Below are 23,395 nucleotides of genomic sequence, written 5' to 3'. Positions count from 1 at the left end.
CCAGCCCACAAAAATACCCCAGACTTTTGCTCAGGCACATTTGTGGCATCGTAACGTCCACCCTGAAGGAGAGAAAAGAATAATGAAACGCCCGGACTACAGAACGCTTCAGGCGCTGGACGCAGTGATACGTGAACGTGGCTTTGAACGTGCTGCGCAAAAACTGTGCATCACCCAGTCGGCCGTATCGCAACGCATCAAACAGCTGGAAAACCTGTTTGGTCAGCCGCTGTTGGTTCGCACCGTGCCCCCTCGTCCCACTGAGCAGGGGCAAAAGCTGCTTGCGCTGTTGCACCAGGTTGAACTGCTGGAGGAAGAGTGGCTGGGGGACGAAATCAGCGGTACGACGCCGTTACTGCTCTCCCTGGCGGTGAACGCCGACAGTCTGGCCACCTGGCTGTTGCCTGCATTAAAAGACGTGCTGGCCGATTCGCCGGTGCGCCTTAACCTCCAGGTTGAAGATGAAACCCGTACGCAGGAACGTCTGAGACGTGGCGAAGTGGTCGGCGCAGTCAGTATCCAGCCCCAGCCTTTACCCAGTTGTCTGGTTGATCAACTGGGCGCCCTGGATTACCTGTTTGTGGCTTCCCGTGACTTTGCCGAGCGCTTTTTTCCCAACGGCGTCACCCGTTCCGCGTTGCTGAAAGCGCCTGCCGTCGCATTTGACCATCTGGATGATATGCATCAGGCCTTTTTACAGCAGAACTTCGATCTTTCGCCGGGCAGCGTGCCCTGCCATATCGTTAACTCTTCTGAAGCCTTTGTGCAGATGGCCCGTCAGGGCTCGACCTGCTGTATGATCCCGCATCTGCAGATTGAGCGCGAACTGGCGAGCGGTGAGCTGATCGATCTGACACCGGGGCTGTATCAGCGCCGGATGTTGTACTGGCACCGTTTTGCACCGGAAAGCCGATTGATGCGTCGGGTAACCGATGCGCTGATTGCGCATGGTCATCGGGTTCTGCGTCAGGACACGATGGAATAGCGGCCAAAGGCGAAAGTGAAGGCCGGATAAACTGGGGGACGGTGCGTGCCAAACGCGACTCTCTGCCGCTACCGGGCAGCATTCCTGGTCTGCTTATTCTCCTGACAAACCGCCCGGAACCGGACAGCCTGTCCGGGCTTCTGCTGAACTAAAGAGAATAATCCCCTGTGCCGCAGCAAGCGTCAGGCGTTGCAGTGAGAGTGTACCCTGCTAAAAGCAGCACGGCTCCATGGCCATCAGGGGCGTGATTTCAGCAGGTGATACCGGGCGCTGAAAAGCGGGAATCAACCAGGGATTGCCCCCGCAGGAATGCGGGGGAAAAGCGCCGCCGGCAAAGGAACAGGCCGACTGCGACAGTCCGTCAGGTTGCTGAGCGATGGAAAGGCACCGCATCAGCGGCGCAAAGCGCGCCTGGTAAACACGGCCGCTGATGGCTTCACGACAGCGTCGATAGGCTTACTGTGCCGTATTGGGTTTCATCTCAAAAACCACATCAACCTGGTCATCGAAGTTAATGCTTTGCTGGTCGTAGGTTTCCTGCGCGGAAGTATCGGCCGCTGCCGCGGAGGCTTTAAACATGCGATTCATCGGCATAGGCTGGTAGTTAGCGACCTGATAGCGAATGCTGTAGATTGGCCCCAGTTTGGCGTTAAAGCCTTCTGCCAGTTCTGTGGCTTGCTGAGTCGCATTTTTGATGGCGGCTTTCAGCGCCTGCTGCTTGTAGCGCTCAGGATTGGCGACGCCTAACTCGACGCTGCGAACTTCGTTCAGGCCCGATTTCAGCGCGCCGTCAAGCAGCTCATTCAGCTTGTCCAGCTGGCGGACGGTCACCTGAACCTGACGTACCGCACGGTAACCTTTCAACTGCGATTTACCGTCTTTGGTATAATCGTATTCTGGCTGCGTGGTCAGGTTGGCCGCTTCAATATCCTTTTTCTCGATGCCGTTTTTCTGCAGGAAATCAAAATACTGCGCAACACGACTGTCGACCTGTTTCTTTGCCTCTGCGGCATCTTTCGATGAGACATTCACCACAATTGACAGCGTCGCGATATCCGGGCGGGCATCAACCGTCGCTTTGCCTGACGTCACAACATGCGGTCCGTTTGGCAGTTCATCAGCCTGTGCGCTTAAAGGCAATGCCCCTGCGCTCATCATCGCGACAAGCGCCAATGCTTTCAGTTTCATGAAAGTCCTCCTTGAAAGGTCAGTTCGGTGGCTTCGGGTCCGAAGCCGGCACGCGCATCATATTACGCCTTGCTTGGAGTGAAGGTAATGACAAAAGTTCGGAAAACGGGTCTGGATAACCCGTTTTCGTTTACCTTTTGCTCAAAATCCTGTGATAGCCTGCTGTGCGAGTTGAAACGCGATAAACCACATGACCGCGCCGACCAGCAGGTTGATGAGGCGTTGCGCGCGCGTTGTCTGCAGTAACGGCGCAAGCCAGGCCGCCAACAGGGCTAAGCCAAAAAACCACAACACAGAGGCACTGACGGTCCCCAGGGCGAACCACTGACGCGCGTGGGTATCAGGCAACTGGCTTCCCAGGCTGCCAAGCACAACAAAGGTATCGAGATAAACGTGGGGATTGAGCCACGTGACTGCCAGCAGGGTAGCAATGATCCGGCCTCGGCTCTGCCGGATATCCAGGCCTGACGCCAGCGCCAGCTCGCGGCTAAAAGCGGTCCGTAATGCGCCCCAGCCATACCAGAGCAAAAAGGCCACACCTGCCCAGGTAATCACGGTCAGCAGCAGTGGCGACTGCTGCAGGAGCGCACTTCCCCCGAAAATCCCCGCGCAGATCAGCACAACATCGCTCAGCGAGCAGAGCGTGGCGGTCATCAGATGATAGTGCCGTTTCACGCCCTGATTAAGTACGAAGGCATTTTGTGGCCCCAGCGGCAGAATGAGCGCGGCCCCAAGAGCAAGCCCTTGAAAATAAATCGATAACACGGGAAATATCCTTACATCAGTCAGATGTCAGGCATTATAGGGAAGCCGATATGATTAGCGGAAATGGAAAAAATTAATACGTCATTAGCCATTTTAATGGGCGGCGGCTGCCGCCCATCGGCTTAACGGGTGACCGCAGTTTCCGCGTCAGGTTTGTTCACCTGATGCAGATGGACATCCATCTGTGGGTAAGGAATACCAATGCCTTTGTTATCCAGCGCACGTTTGAAGTTCTTGAGCAGATCCCAGTAAACGTCCTGCAGATCGCTACTGTTGCTCCAGCAACGCACAACGAAATTCAGCGATGAAGCGCCCAATTCATTCAGGCCAATCTGGATGCCACGATCTTTTAAGACACGCTGATCGGCTTCCACCACTTCACGCAGCAGGGCAATCACCTCATCCACATCGGCTTCATAGGCCACGCCGACAATGAATTCATTACGGCGCACGGGTTCACGCGAGAAGTTGATGATATTCCCGCTGATGATTTTGCCATTGGGCACCACCACAATCTTGCCATCCGCCGACCGCAGTGTGGTCGAGAAAATCTGCACATTCAGTACGGTGCCCATCACGCCGCCCAGATCAACAAACTCACCGGTACGGAAAGGACGGAACGTGACCAGCAGTACACCGGCTGCCAGATTGGACAATGAGCCCTGTAGCGCAAGGCCGACGGCCAGACCCGCCGCACCCAGCACGGCAATGACCGACGCGGTTTGCACGCCAACGCGTCCCAGCGCAGCAATCACCGTAAACGCAATGACGCCATAACGAACCAGCGCGGAAAGAAAGTCTGCCACGGTGGCGTCAATATGACGCGCGATGAGCAGACGATTAACGGCGTTTGAAATCACTCTGGCGATGACCATCCCGACAATAATGATGGCAACAGCCGCAACGATATTCACGGCATAACTCAGAATCAGCGCCTGGTTGTGTACTAACCAGCCACCGGCACTGTTGATACCATCCACAACATTCAAGTCTTCCATTTGTAAGCCCTGTTGATGAATCCCCGAGGGGAAAAACAAAAACTGCCAGATGTAATCCGACACCCAGGGATTAAGGGTAATCAATTATTTAGCCTGGTGCCAAATTACATGGCACCATAATGAGGACGGGCAGCCTGAATCGTCGCCACAATGCGTTTGACTCCCCTTGCTTCGCCCTTCCCTGTTGAGAAGTTTTTGAGCATAAAAGGTGGTGAGCGATGCCGCTGTAACCGGACGTCGACTTATCAAAAGCGCAAAGAGAAAGGTGTGCAAAGGCGGGATAAAAAAAGTCCCGATCGGCTGATCGGGACAGAGTCAGTCACGCTGACGTCCTGACGACCTCAGCGCTGAGCAACGCTACTTACAGAACGTCAACGGCGTTGAGTTCTTTGAACGCCTGCTCCAGACGCACCACCATGGATGCCTGCGCAGCGCGCAGCCAGACGCGTGGATCGTAGTATTTCTTGTTCGGCTTATCAGCGCCTTCTGGGTTACCCAGCTGCGCCTGCAGATAGCCTTCGTTCTTTTTGTAGTACTGCAGAATACCGTCCCAGGTCGCCCATTGAGTATCGGTATCGATGTTCATCTTGATCACGCCGTAGCTGATAGACTCTTCGATTTCTTCAGCAGAAGAACCTGAACCACCGTGGAACACGAAATCCAGCGCATTGTGCGGCAGGCCATGTTTTTCACAGACAAATTTCTGGGAGTCACGCAGGATGGTTGGGGTCAGTTTCACGTTACCGGGTTTGTAAACGCCGTGGACGTTACCGAAGGATGCCGCAATGGTGAAACGCGGGCTGATCGCATTCAGTTTTTCGTACGCGTAGTTCACGTCTTCTGGCTGGGTGTACAGGGCAGAAGCGTCCATGTGGCTGTTGTCCACGCCATCTTCTTCACCGCCGGTGCAGCCCAGTTCGATTTCCAGGGTCATGTCGATTTTCGCCATGCGCGCCAGGTATTTGCTGCTGATTTCGATGTTTTCTTCCAGTGACTCTTCAGACAGGTCGATCATATGAGAAGAGAACAGCGGCTTGCCGGTTTTTTTGAAGTGCTCTTCGCCTGCGTCAAGCAGACCGTCGATCCACGGCAACAGTTTTTTGGCACAGTGGTCGGTGTGCAGGATAACCGGCACGCCATACTGTTCAGCCATCAGATGCACGTGCTGTGCGCCAGAGATCGCACCGAAAATGGCGGCGCCCTGTGGCTTGTCGGTTTTAAAACCTTTACCGGCGATGAACGCAGCACCGCCGTTAGAGAACTGTACGATAACCGGGGCTTTAACTTTCGCGGCGGCTTCCAGCACAGCGTTAATTGAGTCAGTACCGACGCAGTTAACCGCTGGCAGAGCGAATTTATTCTCTTTCGCTACTTTGAAGATCTTCTGAACGTCGTCACCAGTGACAACGCCGGGTTTTACGAAATCAAAAATTTTAGACATGATTGTGTCCTGTTTCGTGACCGGTTATCCCCAACATGGGGACAGCGATTTAAACGCCCGGTATCGGGCGAGTTTTCAGGCAGTGCCGCCAGGCACCGCCCCCAAAGGATTACTGCTTCGCACGCTCTTCCAGCATGGCAACGGCAGGCAGTTTTTTGCCTTCAACGAACTCAAGGAACGCGCCGCCGCCCGTCGAGATATAGGAGATTTTGTCTTCAATGCCAAACAGATCGATAGCAGCCAGCGTATCACCGCCACCTGCAACAGAGAACGCGTCACTGTCTGCAATCGCGTTAGCGACAATCTCGGTGCCTTTACGGAAGTTCGGGAACTCAAACACACCAACCGGGCCATTCCACAGAATGGTTTTCGCATTCTTGAGGATGGTTGCCATGGCCTGAGCGGTTTCGTCGCCGAAGTCCATAATCTCTTCGTTATCTGCCACTTCCGAAACCTTTTTCACGGTTGCCGGGGCAGTTTCAGAGAATTCCGTGCCAACGCGTGAGTCGGTTGGGACAGGAATACCGTACTGATCGCGCAGGCCTTTTGCCGCTTCAACAAAGTCTGGCTCATACAGCGATTTACCCACTTTGTTATCGATAGCGACGAAGGTGTTCGCAATGCCACCGCCGACAATCACGGTGTCAGCAATCTTGACCAGCGACTGCAGCACATCAAATTTGGTTGAGACTTTTGAACCACCGACAACGGCCACCAGCGGACGCTCAGGGTTTTTCATCACTTTACCCAGCGCGTCCAGCTCAGCCGACAGCAGCGGGCCCGCACAGGCGACAGGCGCAAATTTACCCACGCCGTGTGTAGAGGCCTGGGCGCGGTGCGCGGTGCCAAAAGCATCCATCACGAACACGTCACACAGTGCTGCGTATTTTTTTGCCAGCGCTTCGTCGTCTTTCTTTTCGCCTTTGTTAAAGCGAACGTTTTCCAGCACAACCAGCTCGCCCGCGCCGATATCGACGCCGTCAAGGTAGTCTTTCGCCAGCGTTACCGGGGTGCCGTTCAGTTTTTCTTTCAGGTAGTTCACTACAGGCAGCAGTGAGAATTCGTCGTTGTATTCACCTTCGGTCGGACGACCCAGGTGAGAGGTAACCATCACTTTAGCGCCCTGCTTCAGGGCTGCTTCGATGGTAGGCAGAGACGCACGGATACGTGCATCTGACGTCACTTTCCCTTCTTTTACCGGCACGTTGAGATCGGCGCGGATTAGAACGCGTTTGCCAGCAAGATCCAGATCGGTCATCTTAATTACGGACATGGTGAACCCTCTCGTTGATTCTCATAAGTTTTGCCAGACGCAAACCGCGTCTTACCTGAAACCGCTTGCGGCCATCGCTAACGTCGTGTCGATCATTCGGTTAGCAAAGCCCCATTCGTTGTCGCACCAGACCAGGGTTTTGATCAGATGCTGACCGCTGACCCGCGTTTGTGTACCGTCCACAATGGCACTGTGCGGATCATGGTTGAAATCTATTGAGACTAACGGCAACTCCGTATAGTCAACTATACCACGAAACGCCCCTTCTGCCGCGCTCAGCAACAAGGCGTTAACCTCACAGGCCTTAACCGGCTGACGCACAGAAACGCTGAGATCAATGGCGGTCACGTTGATCGTCGGCACACGCACTGCGATGGCTTCAAAGCGATCGTTAAATTTCGGAAAAATACGCGTAATGCCTGCCGCCAGGCGCGTGTCCACCGGAATAATAGACTGACTGGCTGCACGCGTGCGGCGCAGATCGCTGTGATAAGCATCGATCACCTGTTGATCGTGCATCGCCGAATGGATCGTCGTCACCGTGCCCGACTCAATCCCAAACGCATCATCCAGCAGCTTAATCACGGGAATAATGCAGTTGGTGGTGCAGGAGGCATTCGAGACAATACAGTCCGTTTGTTTCAGTTCCTGCTCGTTAACACCGTACACGACGGTGGCATCAAGATCGTGACCACCCGGATGGGAAAACAGGACTTTTTTAGCGCCAGCGCGCAGATGAGCTTCACCATCCTGGCGGGAACCATAAACGCCGGTACAGTCCAGTACCACATCGACATTGAGTTCGCGCCAGGGCAGCGCGTCCAGTCCGGCGTGGTGCAGAATACGAATAGTATCTTCTCCCACCCACAGCAGGTCCCGCTCCTGGCGAACATCCAGTGCAAAACGGCCATGACTGGTGTCGTATTTTAATAAGTGCGCCATGCCTGCGGCTTCCGCCAGCTCATTAATCGCCACCACGGTGATTTCAGCACGGCGTCCCGTTTCATACAGTGCACGCAACACGTTGCGTCCAATGCGACCAAAGCCGTTTATTGCAACCCGAATGGTCATCTTTCTCCTGCCAAACCAGACTGAAAAAAAGGTGCAGATAGCCTGAGCGTTTCACCACGTTTTGTACAGGAGATTCTTACCTGGTGCAGGGTGAACGCGCCATAACTGAAACGGTTCAGCGAGAATAATAGAAGTGAGGAATAACAGGAATGACTGCGATCAAGCGAGCTGCGAATTTTTGGATCTGCATCACATAATTGAGCAAAAATGAGCGATTACTCCAGGAATAATTGCGTCAGTCAGGGGGCAGAAAGCGCCCCCTTTTTTATTGCTATCCTGACGCGCAGGCACGCGTCAGGATTGTGGCATTACGCCAGCAACGCTTTTGCTTTTGCGACAACGTTGTCGAGCGTGAAACCGAACACTTCGAACAGCTTCTCAGCAGGAGCCGACTCACCAAAGGTGGTCATCCCAACAATAGCCCCGTTCAGCCCGGTGTATTTAAACCAGTAATCGGCGATACCAGCCTCAATAGCGACGCGCGCCGCAACGGCTTTTGGCAGAACAGATTCACGGTATTCTTCGGACTGTTTATCGAAAGCATCGGTCGATGGCATAGACACCACGCGCACCTTGCGACCTTCTTCGGTAAGCTTCTGGTAAGCCGCGACGGCCAGTTCCACTTCGGAACCGGTGGCAATCAGAATCAGTTCTGGCGTGCCTGCGCTGTCTTTGAGGACATAACCACCGCGGGCCACGTTGGCCAGTTGCTCGGGTGTACGCTCCTGCTGTGCCAGGTTCTGACGCGAGAAGATCAGGGCGCTTGGACCGTCTTTACGCTCAATGGCATATTTCCACGCCACGGCAGATTCAACCTGGTCACACGGACGCCACAGGCTCATGTTCGGCGTCGTGCGCAGGCTTGCCATCTGCTCAACAGGCTGGTGCGTCGGGCCATCTTCACCCAGACCGATTGAATCATGGGTATACACCATGATCTGACGGATCTTCATCAGCGCAGCCATACGTGCCGCGTTACGCGCATATTCCACGAACATCAGGAAGGTTGCGGTATAAGGCAGGAAACCGCCGTGCAGGGCCAGACCGTTAGCAATCGCGGTCATACCAAACTCGCGCACACCATAATGGATGTAGTTACCCGCAGCATCTTCATTGATTGGCTTAGATCCCGACCAGATAGTCAGGTTACTGGGTGCCAGATCCGCTGAACCGCCCAGATATTCCGGCAGGATCTTACCAAACGCTTCAATCGCATTCTGTGAAGCTTTACGGCTGGCAATTTTCGCCGGGTTCGCCTGCAACTGCTCAATGAATTTTTGCGACTCTTGCTGCCAGTTAGCTGGCAGTTCGTTGCTCATGCGACGTTTGAATTCGGCAGCCAGTTCCGGGAAGGCTTTAGCGTAAGCGGCAAATTTTTCATTCCACGCGGCTTCTTTCGCCTGGCCCGCTTCTTTAGCATCCCACTCGGCATAAATCTCAGACGGGATAACAAATGGCGGGTACTCCCAACCCAGTTGCTTACGGGTCAAGGCCACTTCGTCGTCACCCAGTGGCGCGCCATGTGAATCATGGGTGCCCGCTTTGTTTGGTGAACCGAAACCAATCACGGTTTTGCACATCAGCAGTGAAGGCTTATCGGTTACGGCTTTCGCTTCTTCGATGGCTTTCGCGATCGCATCCGCGTTATGCCCATCCACACCGCGCACCACATGCCAGCCATAGGCTTCAAAACGCTTAGCGGTGTCATCGGTAAACCAGCCGTCGATATGGCCATCAATTGAAATACCGTTATCGTCATAGAAGGCCACCAGCTTACCGAGCTTCAGCGTACCGGCCAGTGAGCAGACTTCGTGTGAGATGCCTTCCATCATGCAACCATCGCCCATAAACACCCAAGTGTTATGGTCTACGATGTCATGACCCGGACGGTTAAACTGCGCCGCTAATGTGCGCTCAGCAATGGCAAAACCCACGGCATTGGCAATGCCCTGGCCCAGCGGACCGGTGGTGGTTTCCACACCAACGGTGTAGCCGTACTCAGGGTGCCCCGGGGTTTTAGAGTGCAGCTGACGGAAGTTTTCCAGTTCGCTGATGGGCAAATCGTAACCGGTCAGATGCAGCAGGCTGTAGATCAGCATCGAACCGTGACCATTCGACAGCACAAAACGGTCGCGGTCAGCCCACAATGGGTTAGTTGGATTATGATTCAGGTAGCCACGCCATAACACTTCGGCGATATCCGCCATGCCCATAGGGGCACCCGGATGTCCCGATTTAGCTTTTTGCACTGCATCCATACTTAACGCGCGAATGGCATTGGCAAGATCTTTACGAGAGGGCATCTTCTACTCCATTTCGGATTAACGATTTGCGCCTTAACCTTTTGTAATTAATCAGTTATCGGGCAAAGCGAGGGGAAACTTTCACAACAATGTACATGAAAAACGGCCTAAAAGTAATGTTGTAAAACGCGAAATATGCCCGGCGCGTTTGGCTTTTCCGGTAATGTCTGCTAGCAAAACGGTTTACCGCCGACTATAACCAGTAAGTTCGATCACCAGCCACCGCGTCAGGTGATTGTTTTTTATCTTGTTACTATTGGGAAGATGGAATGAAAATTCAGAAAACGGTACTGGCTTTGGGGATGATCGCGCTGTTAAGTGGCTGCGAGGGGATGAATAACAACGGCCTGCTGCAGTCAGGTGCACAGGCTTTCCAGGCGTACACATTAAGCGATGCCCAGGTGAAGCAGTTGAGCGATCAATCCTGTGCCCAGATGGACAAAGACAATCAGGTCGCGCCGGCGAACAGCGAATACCAGCAACGTCTGAATAAAATCGCGGCCGCACTGGGCGACAACATTAACGGTACGCCGGCTAACTATAAGGTCTACCAGACCAAAGATGTGAATGCCTGGGCGATGGCCAACGGCTGTATTCGCGTTTACAGCGGCCTGATGGACATGATGAACGACAATGAAGTGGAGGCGGTGCTGGGGCACGAAATGGGTCACGTCGCGCTGGGCCATACACGTAAAGCGATGCAGGTTGCCTTTACCACGACCGCCGCGCGCACCGCTGCCGCGTCCGTAGGAGGCATCATTGGCTCGCTGTCGCAGTCACAACTGGGCGATATGGGCGAAAAACTGGTGAATGCGCAGTTCTCCCAGACTCAGGAAACGCAGGCGGATGACTACTCTTACGATCTGCTTAAAAAACGGGGAATTGACCCTGTCGGATTAGCGACCAGCTTTGAAAAACTGGCGAAACTGGAACAGGGTCGCCAGAGCTCTATGTTCGATTCGCACCCTGATTCTGAAGCCCGCGCACAACACATTCGCGATCGTATCGCGGCAGACAGCAAGTAAGCCTGAATCAGCGGGATAACGCTGCGTTATCCCGCTGTGGCATTAGCCTTTGTTGGCGGCCTGAACGTGTAACATATCCAGTGCCAGCGTTGCGGCAGCCAGCGCGGTCAGATCGGCGTGATCATAGCCCGGGGCCACTTCCACCAGATCCATCCCGACAATATTCATGCCCTGCAAACCCCGAATCAACTTGGTCGCTTTGTCGGTCGTTAAGCCACCGATCACTGGCGTACCGGTACCCGGCGCATGCGCAGGGTCCAGGCAGTCAATGTCAAAGGTAAGGTAAACCGGCAGATCGCCAACGGTGCGCTTAATTTCCGCCAGGATATCGTCCACGCTGCGGTCGTTAACCTGTGCCGCATCCAGCACGTTAAAGCCCAGGCTCTTATCGAACTCGGTACGGATACCGATCTGGACGGAGTGCTGCGGATCGATCAGGCCCTCTTTTGGCGCCGTAAAGAACATGGTGCCATGGTCAAACGTGGGGCCGTTAGAATAGGTATCGGTATGCGCGTCGAAGTGCACCAGCGCCATTTTACCGAAGTGCTTCGCGTGGGCACGCAGTAGCGGCAGCGTGACGTAGTGATCGCCGCCAAACGTCATCATACGTTTACCGTTAGCCAGCAGCTTCTCTGCGTGAGCCTGCAACTTGTCAGACAGATCCTGAGAGTCGCCAAAGGCATAAACCAGATCGCCACAGTCCACGACATTCAGGCGCTGACGCAGGTCAAAATCCCACGGCCAGCGACAGCCTTCCCAGGCCAGATTCGTTGAAATCTGACGGATGGCACCAGGGCCAAGACGGCTGCCTGGACGGCCAGAGGTTGCTGCATCAAATGGAACGCCGGTGATCACCCACTCTGCGTCGCTGTCGTAAGGCTGAAAATTGACTGGAAAACGCATAAAACCAAAGGCGTTAGAAACCAGTGAATTGTCGTACTGATTACCGAGGGTATTGTACATAAGTCGTCCTCTGTTAATGTCTGAACCGGGCCGGGCCCGCACACCTTTCAGGTTGAGATAAAAAAAATCCCCTCCGCGTCGTTAGGCCCGACGAGGAAGGGATGTGTTGCCGCCGATTATCAACAATGTCCCGCCCGGCTGCAAGCGCTTCGCAGGGCGTTATTCGTCTTCTAAATACGTGTAGCCATAGAGACCGCTTTCAAACTCCTGCAGGAACTGCTCACGCAGGTCTTCGTCCAGTTCAGAGGTCTGAATCTGTTTACGGAACAGCGTCATCAGCTCATTGGGGTCCAGCTGCACATACTGCAACATGTCGGCCACGGTATCGCCTTCATCGGAAAGCTGTACTTCCACTTCGCCATCCTGGAATGCGAAGACATCCACCGCTTCGGTATCACCAAACAGGTTGTGCATGTTGCCCAGAATTTCCTGGTACGCGCCGACCATAAAGAAGCCCAGCATCGGTGGGTTCTCCACATCATATTCCGGCATCGGCATGGTCGTCGCGATGCCGTCGCCATCCACGTAATGATCAATGGTGCCATCGGAGTCACAGGTGATATCCAGCAGCACGGCCCGACGTTCGGGCTTTTTATTCAGGCCTTCCAGTGGCAGCACCGGGAACAGCTGATCGATGCCCCACGCGTCCGGCATCGACTGGAACAGCGAGAAGTTCACATAGATCTTATCCGCCATGCGCTCCTGCAGCTCATCAATAATCGGGCGATGTGCGCGGTTGCTGGGATCCAGATGCTGCTGAATATAATGGCAAATGCTCAGGTACAGCTGTTCAGCCCAGGCGCGCTGCTTAAGGCTGTAAATGCCTGACGAATAGCCGGTGTGAATATCAAACAGGTCCATCTGGCTGTCGTGCAGCCATTCACGCAGAGAGCGGCGCGTATTCGGCTCGTGCATCTCCTGCCAGGTTTCCCACATGCTCAGGATAGGACGTGGCGCATCATCGATATCGGGCGCTTCAGGTTTGCTGAATTCGTTCCGCTCAACACCAATGATGTTAGAGACCAGCACCGTATGGTGCGCCGTTACGGCGCGACCTGACTCGGTGATGACGGTAGGATGTTCAAGTCCGTGTTCGTCGCAGGCGGCACCGATGGCCCAGATAACATTATTAGCGTATTCATTCAGCCCGTAGTTTACCGAGCAGTCAGACTGTGAACGCGTCCCTTCATAATCCACGCCCAGGCCGCCGCCGACGTCGAAGCACTTAATGTTGACGCCCAGCTTCGCCAGCTCCACGTAAAAACGTGCCGACTCGCGCACGCCGGTGGCGATATCGCGAATATTCGCCATCTGAGAGCCAAGGTGGAAGTGCAGCAGTTGCAGGCTGTCAATGCGTCCGGCTTCGCGCATGATTTCAACCAGCTTCAGCACCTGCGTGGCAGACAGGCCAAATTTGGATTTCTCGCCACCGCTCGACTGCCATTTACCGGAACCTTGCGACGCCAGACGCGCACGAATGCCGAGGCGCGGCACCACATTCAGGCGTTCCGCTTCTTCCAGCACCAGGCGCACTTCGGTCATCTTCTCCAGAACCAGATAAACCTTGTGCCCCATTTTTTCGCCGATCAGCGCCAGACGAATGTATTCACGATCTTTATAACCGTTACAGACAATCACTGAGCGGGTGTGGCCGGCATGCGCCAGCACCGCCATCAGTTCCGCTTTTGATCCGGCTTCAAGGCCCAACGGCTCACCGGAGTTCACCAGCGATTCAATCACGCGTTTGTGCTGGTTAACCTTGATGGGATAAACCAGGAAGTAGTCACCGGTATAGCCATAGGATTCACGCGCGCGTTTGAACGCGGCGTTGATTGAGCGCAGGCGGTGCTGAAGGATCTGCGGAAAACAGAACAACGCCGGCAGACGCTGCCCTTGCGCCTCACGTTCTTTCACCAGTTTTGCCAGATCAACGCGCACGTCCGGGCGATCCGGGTCGGGACAGACACTAATATGACCCAGTTCATTCACGTCATAATAGTTATTGCCCCACCAGGCAATGTTATAGGTCCGCAGCATCAGGCTGGCGTCCTGATCGTTCATCGCCACCTCCTGCATAGAGCGGAGAGCACCTTGTTCGCCAGCTGACGAACCCTTGATATTCTTCATGCCGTCAGACATCACGAACCTCAATTTTCCGTTGAAAGATAATACTGTAATCCGACTCAACAGCCGGATGTAGGGAAATTCGTTGCCACATATTACGTCATGCTCTGTCAGCGTCACGCGCCCAGATAATCCCCTTGCATGACCTAAGTGTAAAACACTCCGCCACGACAGGGGAAAAAAGGGCCGCGAATAATTCACACTACGTCGGTCGGGCCACTTGCCCACGTTGACGTGTCAGAGGTTAGCCAGCGCTTGTGTCGGGATAATTACCGAAGCGAATAAAAGGGTGGCAGGAAAGAAATAAAGACGGGAAACAGGATAACGCTGACGCAAAGCCAGCACGCAAAGAAGCCGTGAAGGAGAAGATAAGGCTCATGACGTGTATCACCTCCGCACATGACGCCGTCATGTGGCAAACCATCAGGGTGAAAGCCAGACAGTGGTCTGACGGGCGCGACGCGATAGCGCGTCATCCTTTTTCTGCTGCAAACGCAGCGGCGTTTTATACAATTTGTGCCTGAAAAATGCAAAGAGATTATTCGCTTAATGCTGGCCCTGCCCGCAGCATTATTCACTACTCAGCACCAGGCCGGCAGTGCATCAGAAAAAAGGGCTGGTAATTCGCTCATCTCGTAACCTAAAATAGACGTCCAGATGGTTTTCCATCTAAACAGGTTAATATCCAGGCGGTGTTGGCCTGGCGTGCTGACACTACCTGACTGCTCTCGGCTTTGCCTTAAGGGGCGTTAAGTCAGCTAACACTCACTTGCGCTACGCAGTCGAACTCAAACCATTGGTAAGGTAAAGAACATAATGGCTAAACATCTTTTTACATCCGAGTCCGTATCAGAAGGACATCCTGATAAAATCGCTGACCAGATTTCCGATGCGGTGCTTGATGCGATCCTGGAGCAGGATCCTAAAGCGCGCGTGGCCTGCGAAACGTACGTAAAGACCGGTATGGTTCTGGTCGGCGGCGAAATCACGACCAGCGCCTGGGTTGATATCGAAGAAATCACCCGTAATACCGTACGTGAAATCGGCTATGTTCATTCCGATATGGGCTTTGATGCCAATTCCTGCGCCGTGTTAAGCGCCATCGGTAAACAATCTCAGGACATCAACCAGGGCGTTGACCGCAGCGATCCGCTGGAACAGGGTGCAGGCGATCAGGGCCTGATGTTCGGCTACGCGACCAACGAAACCGACGTGCTGATGCCCGCCCCGGTAACCTATGCGCATCGTCTGGTTCAGCGTCAGGCTGAAGTCCGCAAAAATGGCACGCTGCCATGGCTGCGCCCGGATGCGAAAAGCCAGGTCACTTTCCAGTATGACAATGGCAAGATTGTAGGCATCGACGCGGTCGTGCTCTCGACTCAGCACAGCGAAGCCATCAGCCAGAACGATCTGCAGGAAGCGGTGATGGAAGAAATCATCAAGCCGGTACTGCCTTCTGAGTGGCTGAACGCGTCCACCAAATACCACATCAACCCAACCGGCCGTTTTGTTATCGGCGGTCCAATGGGTGACTGTGGCCTGACCGGTCGTAAAATCATTGTCGATACCTACGGCGGGATGGCGCGTCACGGTGGCGGCGCATTCTCAGGTAAAGATCCCTCAAAAGTTGACCGCTCCGCGGCGTACGCTGCGCGCTATGTTGCCAAAAATATCGTGGCGGCTGGCCTGGCCGATCGGTGTGAGATTCAGGTTTCCTACGCCATCGGCGTGGCAGAGCCGACATCTATCATGGTGGAAACCTTTGGTACCGAGAAAGTCTCTACTGAACAGCTGACGCTGCTGGTCCGTGAATTCTTTGATCTGCGTCCATACGGTCTGATTCAGATGCTGGATCTGCTGCACCCAATCTATAAAGAAACGGCTGCTTACGGTCACTTTGGCCGCGAACATTTCCCATGGGAAAAAACCGACAAAGCGGCACAGCTGCGCGAGGCCGCTGGCCTGTAAGCATCGTTGAGTAAGTGCACCTGAAAGCCCTGCCCGATGGCGGGGCTTTTTTATGGGCTTTATCCCGCATTCGTCCTCCGCTTTTTTCCTGCGGCACATTTTTTTAACTCAACTACACTTTCTTTCAGTTTGTACCCTGCCCTTGTGTTAACGATTACAATTTGAAACGCTTTAAATATCGGCTATTTAGGAATTTATCGCCGTAGTTATTCTTTTAAAAATGCGTTATTTTCAGCGTCATCTGATAGGCGTTAATCAGGACATTGTCAGAAACTTCGAGGGTACTATACCTCACTGGTTACTTGACCTTTCTGGGTTGTAAATGCTGGATTTCAGGGTTTCAGCATGTGTAAGCGATTACATCAATGTGATCGGGCTCACTTTTAACCCAGATAAGGTTTTTTAACATCGATAACAACAATGATGGATAATTTGGAGGCAACCATGCCTGGCAACTCACATAAAAGCAGAACCTCAAATAAGGCAATGACCTTATTTGTCTGCTTTCTGGCAGCGCTCGCAGGCCTGCTCTTTGGGCTGGATATCGGCGTTATCGCAGGTGCCCTGCCCTTTATCGCTAAGGACTTTAATGTTACTGCCCACCAACAGGAGTGGATTGTCAGCTCCATGATGTTTGGTGCAGCCATTGGTGCTATCGGCAGCGGCTGGATGTCATCACGTCTGGGCCGTAAAAAAAGCCTGATGGCCGGTGCGATTCTGTTTGTCATTGGCTCACTCTGGTCAGCGATGGCACCTAATCCGGAAATGTTGATCTGCGCGCGCGTCCTGTTAGGTCTCGCCGTGGGTGTCGCCTCGTATACCGCGCCACTTTACCTTTCTGAAATCGCACCAGAGAAAATCCGCGGCAGCATGATCTCGCTGTACCAGCTGATGATTACCATCGGTATTCTGGGTGCGTATCTCTCCGATACCGCATTTAGCTTTACCGGAAACTGGCGCTGGATGCTGGGCGTGATCACGATCCCTGCCATTCTGCTGCTGATTGGTGTGTTCTTCCTGCCGAACAGCCCGCGCTGGCTGGCGGCGAAAGGCAACTTCCGCGACGCACAGCGTGTTCTGGATCGTCTGCGTGACACCAGTGAACAGGCAAAACGCGAACTGGATGAGATCCGCGAAAGCCTGAAAGTGAAGCAGTCTGGCTGGGGTCTGTTTACCAATAACGCCAACTTCCGCCGCGCGGTCTTCCTCGGCATTCTGCTTCAGGTGATGCAGCAGTTCACCGGGATGAACGTCATCATGTATTACGCGCCGAAAATCTTTGAGATCGCCGGTTTTGCGAATACGACTCAGCAGATGTGGGGAACGGTTATTGTCGGTCTGGTTAACGTACTGGCCACCTTCATCGCCATTGGCCTGGTGGATCGCTGGGGCCGTAAGCCTACACTGATTCTGGGCTTCCTGGTCATGGCTGCCGGTATGGGCATCCTGGGCACTATGCTGCACATGGGCATCCATACACCAGGCGCGCAGTACTTCGCCATTGGTATGCTGCTGATGTTTATCGTGGGCTTCGCCATGTCAGCCGGTCCGTTGATTTGGGTACTGTGTTCCGAAATTCAGCCGCTTAAAGGGCGTGATTTTGGTATCACGGTTTCAACCACCACCAACTGGATTGCCAATATGATCGTTGGCGCAACCTTCCTGACCATGCTGAACACGCTGGGTAATGCACCGACCTTCTGGGTTTACGCGCTGCTGAACGTGTTCTTTATTGTGCTCACCGTTATGCTCATTCCGGAGACCAAAAACGTGTCGCTGGAACATATTGAACGTAACCTGATGGCGGGTAAAAAACTGCGCGATATCGGCCAGTAAATTCCTTCGCGCCCGCGCCCGTGAAAGCCAGTCAGTGTAAACTGACTGGCTTTTTTTAACCCTTTACCCACGCCAACAGCTCAGCGTATTCACGCTAAAACCCTGCCACGCCTGGCTTGCGCCGCCCCGCTTCGCTTTTCTTTCGTTAAAGTCGAAAAAATATACGCCGATAAATGACCTGACGTTTCCCTTATAAAAAACCCGTTTTCAGACTTTATTTTCATCAGGAAATCCAATGAACAACCCCAGCGTTAAAAAGACAATGAGCACCCGGGCTCAGATGCTGCTGGCAGGGGGAATGACGATTGTCGTGGGCTTTGCAGCGACCATCGGATTGCTCAGCTGGCAGTCTTCAAAAGCGCAAAAATCTCTGGCCGCTGACTACCTGCAACAAATTGCTGCCAGCCATGCCGGACAAATTCAACAGGAACTGACACATGCACTGGACGCGGCACAAAACCTGGGGCAAAGCCTTGCCGCGCTGCCAGCGGCCGGCGTGACCGATCGCAACGTTGCCCATAAGCTCATGGAATATGCCCTGCAGAAAAATCCTGACTTTGTATCGATGACCGTGGTGTTCGAACCCAACGCCTTCGACGGTCGTGACAGTGCTTTCGCCGGCCAGCAGGGAATGCCACCCGAGGGGCGCTATGCCTGGTATATTGATCGGGATAAAGACGGGCATTTTAAAATGAATCCGGCGCTGGATTTTTTACAACCCGGTGCGGGCAATTACTATCTGCTGCCGAAAGAAACGCTTAAAGACACGCTGATTGAACCCTACAGCTTCGCCTATGATGGCGCGAAACCCGAGTGGTTAACCTCAGTCGCCACGCCTGTCATGGTGAACGATAAGCTAAAACTGGTCGTCAGCTCGGATATTCTGCTGTCGTCTATCCAGAAAAAAATCAACCAGATCAAACCCTGGCAAGGCACCGGTTACGCGCTGCTGATTTCGAACAGCGGTAACGTGATTTCCTCCCCCGATACAAGTGAAGCGGGCAAGAAATGGCCGGGGAACGTAAACAGCACCAGTACCAACGTGACGGAGCAATACGATCCGGTGCTCAAAGAACAGGCCATGTATACGTGGTATCCCGTGCGCGTTGGGAAGAGTGATAAACCCTGGTATGTCGGGATCGTGGCGCCCGTCAGTCAGGTGATGGCGGCCGCTGACCGCCAGCTGTACTGGGCAATCGGGCTGATGATCATCAGCATCCTGTCGGTGGGTGCCGTGCTGGGGCTGCTGTTCAGTCGCAAAGTGATGCGCCCGCTGGGTGGTGAACCGGCAGAGGCTGCGCGTATCGCGCTGGCTGTGGCTGAGGGGCGGTTAAACAACAGCATTGGCGTTGCGCCCGACGATAGCCGTAGTCTGTTCTACGCGTTGAATACCATGCAGTCACAGCTTAGGACGATGGTCGGCCAAATCAAAGATGCCAGCCTCTCTGTCCAGCAGGGCGCGGGCGAAATCGCCAGCGCCAACCTGAACCTGTCCTCCCGAACTGAGGAGCAGGCTGCCGCCCTGGAGGAAACTGCGGCCAGCATGGAACAGATTAGCGCGGCCATTCGTATGAACGCTGACAACGCACAACAGGCGACAGGCCTGACGGAAACTGCCACCCGTATCGCTAACCGTGGCGAAACGCTGGTGGATCAGGTCGTGACAACCATGGCGAAGATCGATGAAAGCTCGCAGAAAATTGGTGATATCACCACGCTGATTAACAGCATTGCTTTCCAGACCAATATTCTGGCGCTTAACGCCGCCGTTGAAGCGGCACGTGCAGGGGAACAGGGACGCGGATTTGCCGTGGTGGCCTCAGAAGTGCGTAACCTGGCGCAGCGCACCACCAGTGCCGTAAAGGACATCGCCGCCCTGATTGAAGAGTCAGCGCTGCGCGTCGAGAATGGCGTTGTGCTGGTCAATGATGCGGGCAAAACCATGCATGAAATGACAAATGCCGTTTCATCCGTGCAGCGCATCATCGGTGAAATTGTTGCCGCATCCGATGAACAGGCGCGCGGTATCGCTCAGGTCACCATTGCCGTTAATGAAATGGACGGCACGACTCAGCAAAATGCGGCACTGGTTCAGCAGATGTCGGCGGCCTCCAGTTCGCTTGAGGATCAGGCCCGCCAGCTGGCACAAACCGTCGCGCAGTTCCATTAAGCCGTGGCGATGTCCGTCGTGACAGACGGGCATCGCCATCTTTGCCCCGCGCATTCATATTGAGTTCCGCCTCTGCGGCGCTTATGCTGAGCGCCATGAAAACACCTCGTCTTCCGATTGCCCTGCAACAAGCCGTTATGCGCGCCCTGCGTGATGCTCTTGAGCGCGCTAATCGCATGCTTGAACGCACCTACCCTGAGCCCACGCTGGTTTATCAGCAACGGGGCACCGCCGCCGGTACCGCCTGGCTGGAAAAATGGGAGATTCGCCTCAATCCTGTGCTGCTGCTGGAGAACCAACAGGCGTTTATTGATGAAGTCGTTCCTCACGAACTGGCCCATTTGCTGGTGTGGAAGACCTTTGGTCGCGTGGCACCGCACGGGAAAGAGTGGAAGTGGATGATGGAAACCGTCCTCGGTGTTCCGGCCCAGCGTACCCACCGTTTTGAAGTCGCGTCCGTCCGTAGTCGCACCTTTGCCTACCGCTGTCAGTGTCAGCAGCACCACCTTACCGTACGGCGTCATAATCGCGTGATTCGCGGCGAAAGCGAATACCGCTGTGTCCATTGCGGCAACGTATTAAAAGCCGGCCTTTTCCTTCCATCCTGACCGGATTCTCATTCCGCCTGCCCCCGCATTCTGGTACCCTGCCGCCCTTTTTAGGATCAAGGTGATAACTGGAATATGTCTCACAAAATAATCATGACCGCCGCGCTGCTGCTGGCCTCCTTTCATGCCACCGCGCTTAACCTGAATAATTACCATCAGAATAATTTTCAGCAGGCAAAAGCTTATGCGGCCGAGATTAACGCCGATGCACCGGGCAGTTTTTATTGCGGCTGCAAAATGACCTGGCACGGTAAAAAGGGCGAACCTGATCTGAGCGGCTGCGGTTATCAACCGCGTAAAAATGCCAACCGTGCCGCGCGCATCGAGTGGGAGCACGTGATGCCTGCCTGGGAGTTCGGTCATCAACGTCAGTGCTGGCAGAATGGTGGACGCAAAAACTGCAGTAAAGATGCCGACTATCGCCATATGGAGACCGATCTGCACAATCTGCAACCGGCAATAGGGGAAGTAAACGGCGACCGGGGTAACTTTGCTTACAGCCAGTGGAACGGGACAGAGAAGCAATATGGTCAGTGCAGCATGCACATTGATTTTAAAAACAAACAGGCAGAGCCACCAGAACGGGCCCGCGGTGCCATCGCGCGCACCTACTTCTATATGCGCGATCAATATCATCTGCGCTTGTCGCGCCAGCAAACCCAGCTATTTACGGCCTGGAACAAGCTCTATCCGGTCAGCCAGTGGGAATGCGAGCGAGACCAACGTATCGCACGGGTACAGGGGAATCATAATCCTTATGTGCTCGAAGCTTGCAAGCGTTAAAATCCCTGCCCTAAACTAACTGTCTTTACGGCCTCGCCGCGTGGATCGCGCGGCGTTTTGCTCTCAGGTACTTTATGCGCATACCTCGCATTTTTCACTCACAGCCGCTGCATGTTGGCAGTGAGATTACACTGGATGACGATGCCTCTAACCATGTTGGTCGCGTATTACGCATGACCAGCGGACAGCATCTGGAACTGTTTGATGGCAGTAATCTGACTTTCGCGGCAGAAATCACGCAAGTTGATAAAAAACGTGTAAAAGTATCCATCACAACGAGTCAGACTGACGATCGTGAATCGCCCCTTTATCTCCATCTCGGCCAGGTGATGTCGCGTGGCGAAAAAATGGAATTTACCATCCAGAAATCAATCGAACTGGGCGTTAATGTCATCACGCCGCTGTTTTCTGAGCGCTGTGGTGTCAAACTGGACGCCGAACGTCTGGCGAAAAAAATTCAGCAATGGCAAAAGATTGCGATTGCCGCCTGTGAACAGTGTGGCCGTAACCGGGTACCGGAAATCCGTCCGGCGATGACGCTGGAAGCCTGGTGCAGTGAAGCGGAAAGTGGGTTAAAACTGAATCTGCATCCGCGCGCCAGCCACAGTATTAACACCTTGCCCCAACCGGTCGAGCGCGTCAGGTTGCTGATTGGCCCGGAAGGTGGGCTGTCCGCTGAAGAAATTGCCATGACGGCACAGCATGGATTTACGGATATTTTGCTTGGCCCACGCGTTTTACGCACCGAAACCACCGCGCTGACGGCCATTACGGCACTTCAGGTGAGGTTTGGCGACCTGGGTTAAGCGATACTTTTAGCACGTTCAGGTCATGCAGCCTCACCGCCAGCCTGAAAGATCAGCCCCTTTTGCCCGAACGGAACGAGACGGTTAGTGCCGCCTCCTTCAGGAGAGAATAATGATTAAGCTTGGCATCGTGATGGACCCGATCGCATCCATCAACATTAAGAAAGACTCCAGCTTTGCAATGCTGCTGGAAGCCCAGCGCCGGGGCTACGAAATTCACTATATGGAGATGAACGATCTCTCCCTGCGCGGCGGCGTGGCCTTTGCCCGCACGCGCCTGCTCAGCGTGGAACAGAATGCCGCGAGCTGGTACCAGTTTGGCAGCGAACAGCAGATCAAACTGGCCGATCTTGATGTCGTCCTGATGCGCAAAGACCCACCGTTCGATACCGAATTCATCTACTGCACCTACATTCTTGAACGTGCCGAAGAACAGGGCACGCTGATCGTTAACAAGCCGCAAAGCCTGCGCGACTGCAATGAAAAACTCTATACCGCCTGGTTTGCCGAATTTACGCCGGATACGCTGGTGACCCGTTCGAAGCAGCAACTCCGTGCATTCTGGCAGGAGCATGGCGATGTGATTATGAAGCCGCTGGACGGCATGGGTGGCGCATCCATCTTTCGCGTGAAGCAGGATGACCCAAACTTTGGCGTAATCGCCGAAACGCTGACAGAGCATGAAAGCCGCTACTGCATGGCGCAAAATTATCTGCCAGCGATCAAAGAGGGCGACAAACGCGTACTGGTCGTCGATGGCGAACCCGTTCCCTATTGCCTGGCGCGTATCCCTCAAGGCGGTGAAACCCGTGGTAACCTGGCCGCCGGTGGACGCGGTGAAGCGCGCCCGCTGAGCGAAAGTGACTGGGCGATCGCCCGCAAAGTCGGACCCACGCTTAAAGCCAAAGGCTTGATTTTTGTCGGACTCGATATTATTGGTGATAGACTGACAGAAGTTAACGTGACCAGCCCAACATGCATTCGTGAAATCGAGGCCGCTTTCCCTGTGTCCATCACCGGTATGCTGATGGATGCCATTGAGAAGCGTCTGGGCTCAGCATAACGCTGGGACCATGCTCCGTGATCAA

Annotated in this window: 18 protein-coding genes; 9 read left to right on the top strand and 9 right to left on the bottom strand. The window is 54.1% G+C overall.

What is annotated here, in order from left to right:
- Window positions 1-82: 82 nt before the first annotated feature.
- Window positions 83-985 (top strand): LysR family transcriptional regulator ArgP, encoded by a 903-nt coding sequence (locus C7434_RS15930; protein ID WP_006120833.1) that lies wholly within the window; start codon window positions 83-85, stop codon window positions 983-985.
- A 456-nt stretch (window positions 986-1,441) separates the two neighbouring features.
- On the opposite strand, the gene C7434_RS15925 is transcribed toward C7434_RS15930, so the two are convergent.
- From C7434_RS15925 to tkt, 7 genes are all read right to left on the bottom strand, one after another.
- Window positions 1,442-2,173, bottom strand: a complete 732-nt coding sequence (locus C7434_RS15925) for an oxidative stress defense protein (protein WP_006120834.1) — start codon at window positions 2,171-2,173, stop codon at window positions 1,442-1,444.
- Between the two features lie 141 nt (window positions 2,174-2,314).
- Window positions 2,315-2,938: an arginine exporter ArgO gene (gene argO / locus C7434_RS15920; RefSeq protein ID WP_058702217.1), complete on the bottom strand. Its 624-nt coding sequence runs from the start codon at window positions 2,936-2,938 to the stop codon at window positions 2,315-2,317.
- 122 nt (window positions 2,939-3,060) lie between these two features.
- Entirely contained in the window at window positions 3,061-3,936 is an 876-nt protein-coding gene (gene mscS / locus C7434_RS15915; RefSeq protein WP_006120836.1) for a small-conductance mechanosensitive channel MscS, read from the bottom strand.
- A gap of 361 nt (window positions 3,937-4,297) precedes the next feature.
- The gene (gene fbaA, locus C7434_RS15910) at window positions 4,298-5,377 is read right to left on the bottom strand and encodes a class II fructose-bisphosphate aldolase (protein WP_033739639.1); all 1,080 of its coding nucleotides are present in this window, start codon (window positions 5,375-5,377) and stop codon (window positions 4,298-4,300) included.
- A gap of 109 nt (window positions 5,378-5,486) precedes the next feature.
- The gene (pgk, locus tag C7434_RS15905) at window positions 5,487-6,650 is read right to left on the bottom strand and encodes a phosphoglycerate kinase (RefSeq protein WP_033739641.1); all 1,164 of its coding nucleotides are present in this window, start codon (window positions 6,648-6,650) and stop codon (window positions 5,487-5,489) included.
- A 51-nt stretch (window positions 6,651-6,701) separates the two neighbouring features.
- On the bottom strand, window positions 6,702-7,721 hold the full coding sequence (epd, locus tag C7434_RS15900; protein WP_033739643.1) for an erythrose-4-phosphate dehydrogenase: 1,020 nt from the start codon (window positions 7,719-7,721) through the stop codon (window positions 6,702-6,704).
- 308 nt (window positions 7,722-8,029) lie between these two features.
- Window positions 8,030-10,024, bottom strand: a complete 1,995-nt coding sequence (gene tkt / locus C7434_RS15895; protein WP_006120840.1) for a transketolase — start codon at window positions 10,022-10,024, stop codon at window positions 8,030-8,032.
- Between the two features lie 269 nt (window positions 10,025-10,293).
- Between tkt and C7434_RS15890 the strand changes: the two genes are divergently transcribed.
- Window positions 10,294-11,049, top strand: a complete 756-nt coding sequence (locus C7434_RS15890; RefSeq protein ID WP_006120841.1) for a M48 family metallopeptidase — start codon at window positions 10,294-10,296, stop codon at window positions 11,047-11,049.
- Between the two features lie 42 nt (window positions 11,050-11,091).
- Here the strand turns inward: C7434_RS15890 and speB are convergent, their stop codons facing one another.
- The gene (gene speB / locus C7434_RS15885; RefSeq protein WP_033739645.1) at window positions 11,092-12,012 is read right to left on the bottom strand and encodes an agmatinase; all 921 of its coding nucleotides are present in this window, start codon (window positions 12,010-12,012) and stop codon (window positions 11,092-11,094) included.
- 159 nt (window positions 12,013-12,171) lie between these two features.
- The gene (gene speA, locus C7434_RS15880) at window positions 12,172-14,151 is read right to left on the bottom strand and encodes a biosynthetic arginine decarboxylase (RefSeq protein WP_033739647.1); all 1,980 of its coding nucleotides are present in this window, start codon (window positions 14,149-14,151) and stop codon (window positions 12,172-12,174) included.
- Between the two features lie 801 nt (window positions 14,152-14,952).
- On the opposite strand from speA, the gene metK reads away from it, so the two are divergent.
- From metK to gshB, 7 genes are all read left to right on the top strand, one after another.
- Window positions 14,953-16,104: a methionine adenosyltransferase gene (gene metK, locus C7434_RS15870; protein ID WP_006120844.1), complete on the top strand. Its 1,152-nt coding sequence runs from the start codon at window positions 14,953-14,955 to the stop codon at window positions 16,102-16,104.
- A gap of 444 nt (window positions 16,105-16,548) precedes the next feature.
- Entirely contained in the window at window positions 16,549-17,940 is a 1,392-nt protein-coding gene (locus C7434_RS15865; RefSeq protein ID WP_006120845.1) for a sugar porter family MFS transporter, read from the top strand.
- Between the two features lie 235 nt (window positions 17,941-18,175).
- Entirely contained in the window at window positions 18,176-20,110 is a 1,935-nt protein-coding gene (locus tag C7434_RS15860) for a methyl-accepting chemotaxis protein (protein ID WP_033739649.1), read from the top strand.
- A gap of 95 nt (window positions 20,111-20,205) precedes the next feature.
- Entirely contained in the window at window positions 20,206-20,718 is a 513-nt protein-coding gene (locus C7434_RS15855; protein WP_006120847.1) for a SprT family zinc-dependent metalloprotease, read from the top strand.
- Between the two features lie 75 nt (window positions 20,719-20,793).
- Window positions 20,794-21,501 carry a deoxyribonuclease I gene (endA, locus tag C7434_RS15850; protein ID WP_133745650.1) on the top strand — a complete coding sequence of 236 codons (708 nt, stop codon included), beginning with the start codon at window positions 20,794-20,796 and terminating at the stop codon, window positions 21,499-21,501.
- 74 nt (window positions 21,502-21,575) lie between these two features.
- Complete coding sequence (gene rsmE / locus C7434_RS15845; protein WP_006120849.1) at window positions 21,576-22,307, top strand: 16S rRNA (uracil(1498)-N(3))-methyltransferase; 732 nt, start codon at window positions 21,576-21,578, stop codon at window positions 22,305-22,307.
- Window positions 22,308-22,419: 112 nt separating this feature from the next.
- Window positions 22,420-23,370, top strand: coding sequence for a glutathione synthase (gene gshB, locus C7434_RS15840; RefSeq protein WP_033739652.1), 951 nt, complete (start codon window positions 22,420-22,422; stop codon window positions 23,368-23,370).
- Window positions 23,371-23,395: the final 25 nt, after the last annotated feature.

It is taken from the genome of Pantoea sp. PNA 14-12 (assembly GCF_004364735.1).
In the GTDB taxonomy this organism is placed as follows: domain Bacteria; phylum Pseudomonadota; class Gammaproteobacteria; order Enterobacterales; family Enterobacteriaceae; genus Pantoea; species Pantoea stewartii.
Note: the sequence above shows the minus strand (reverse complement) of the source record. Positions and strands in the feature narration are given on the sequence as shown.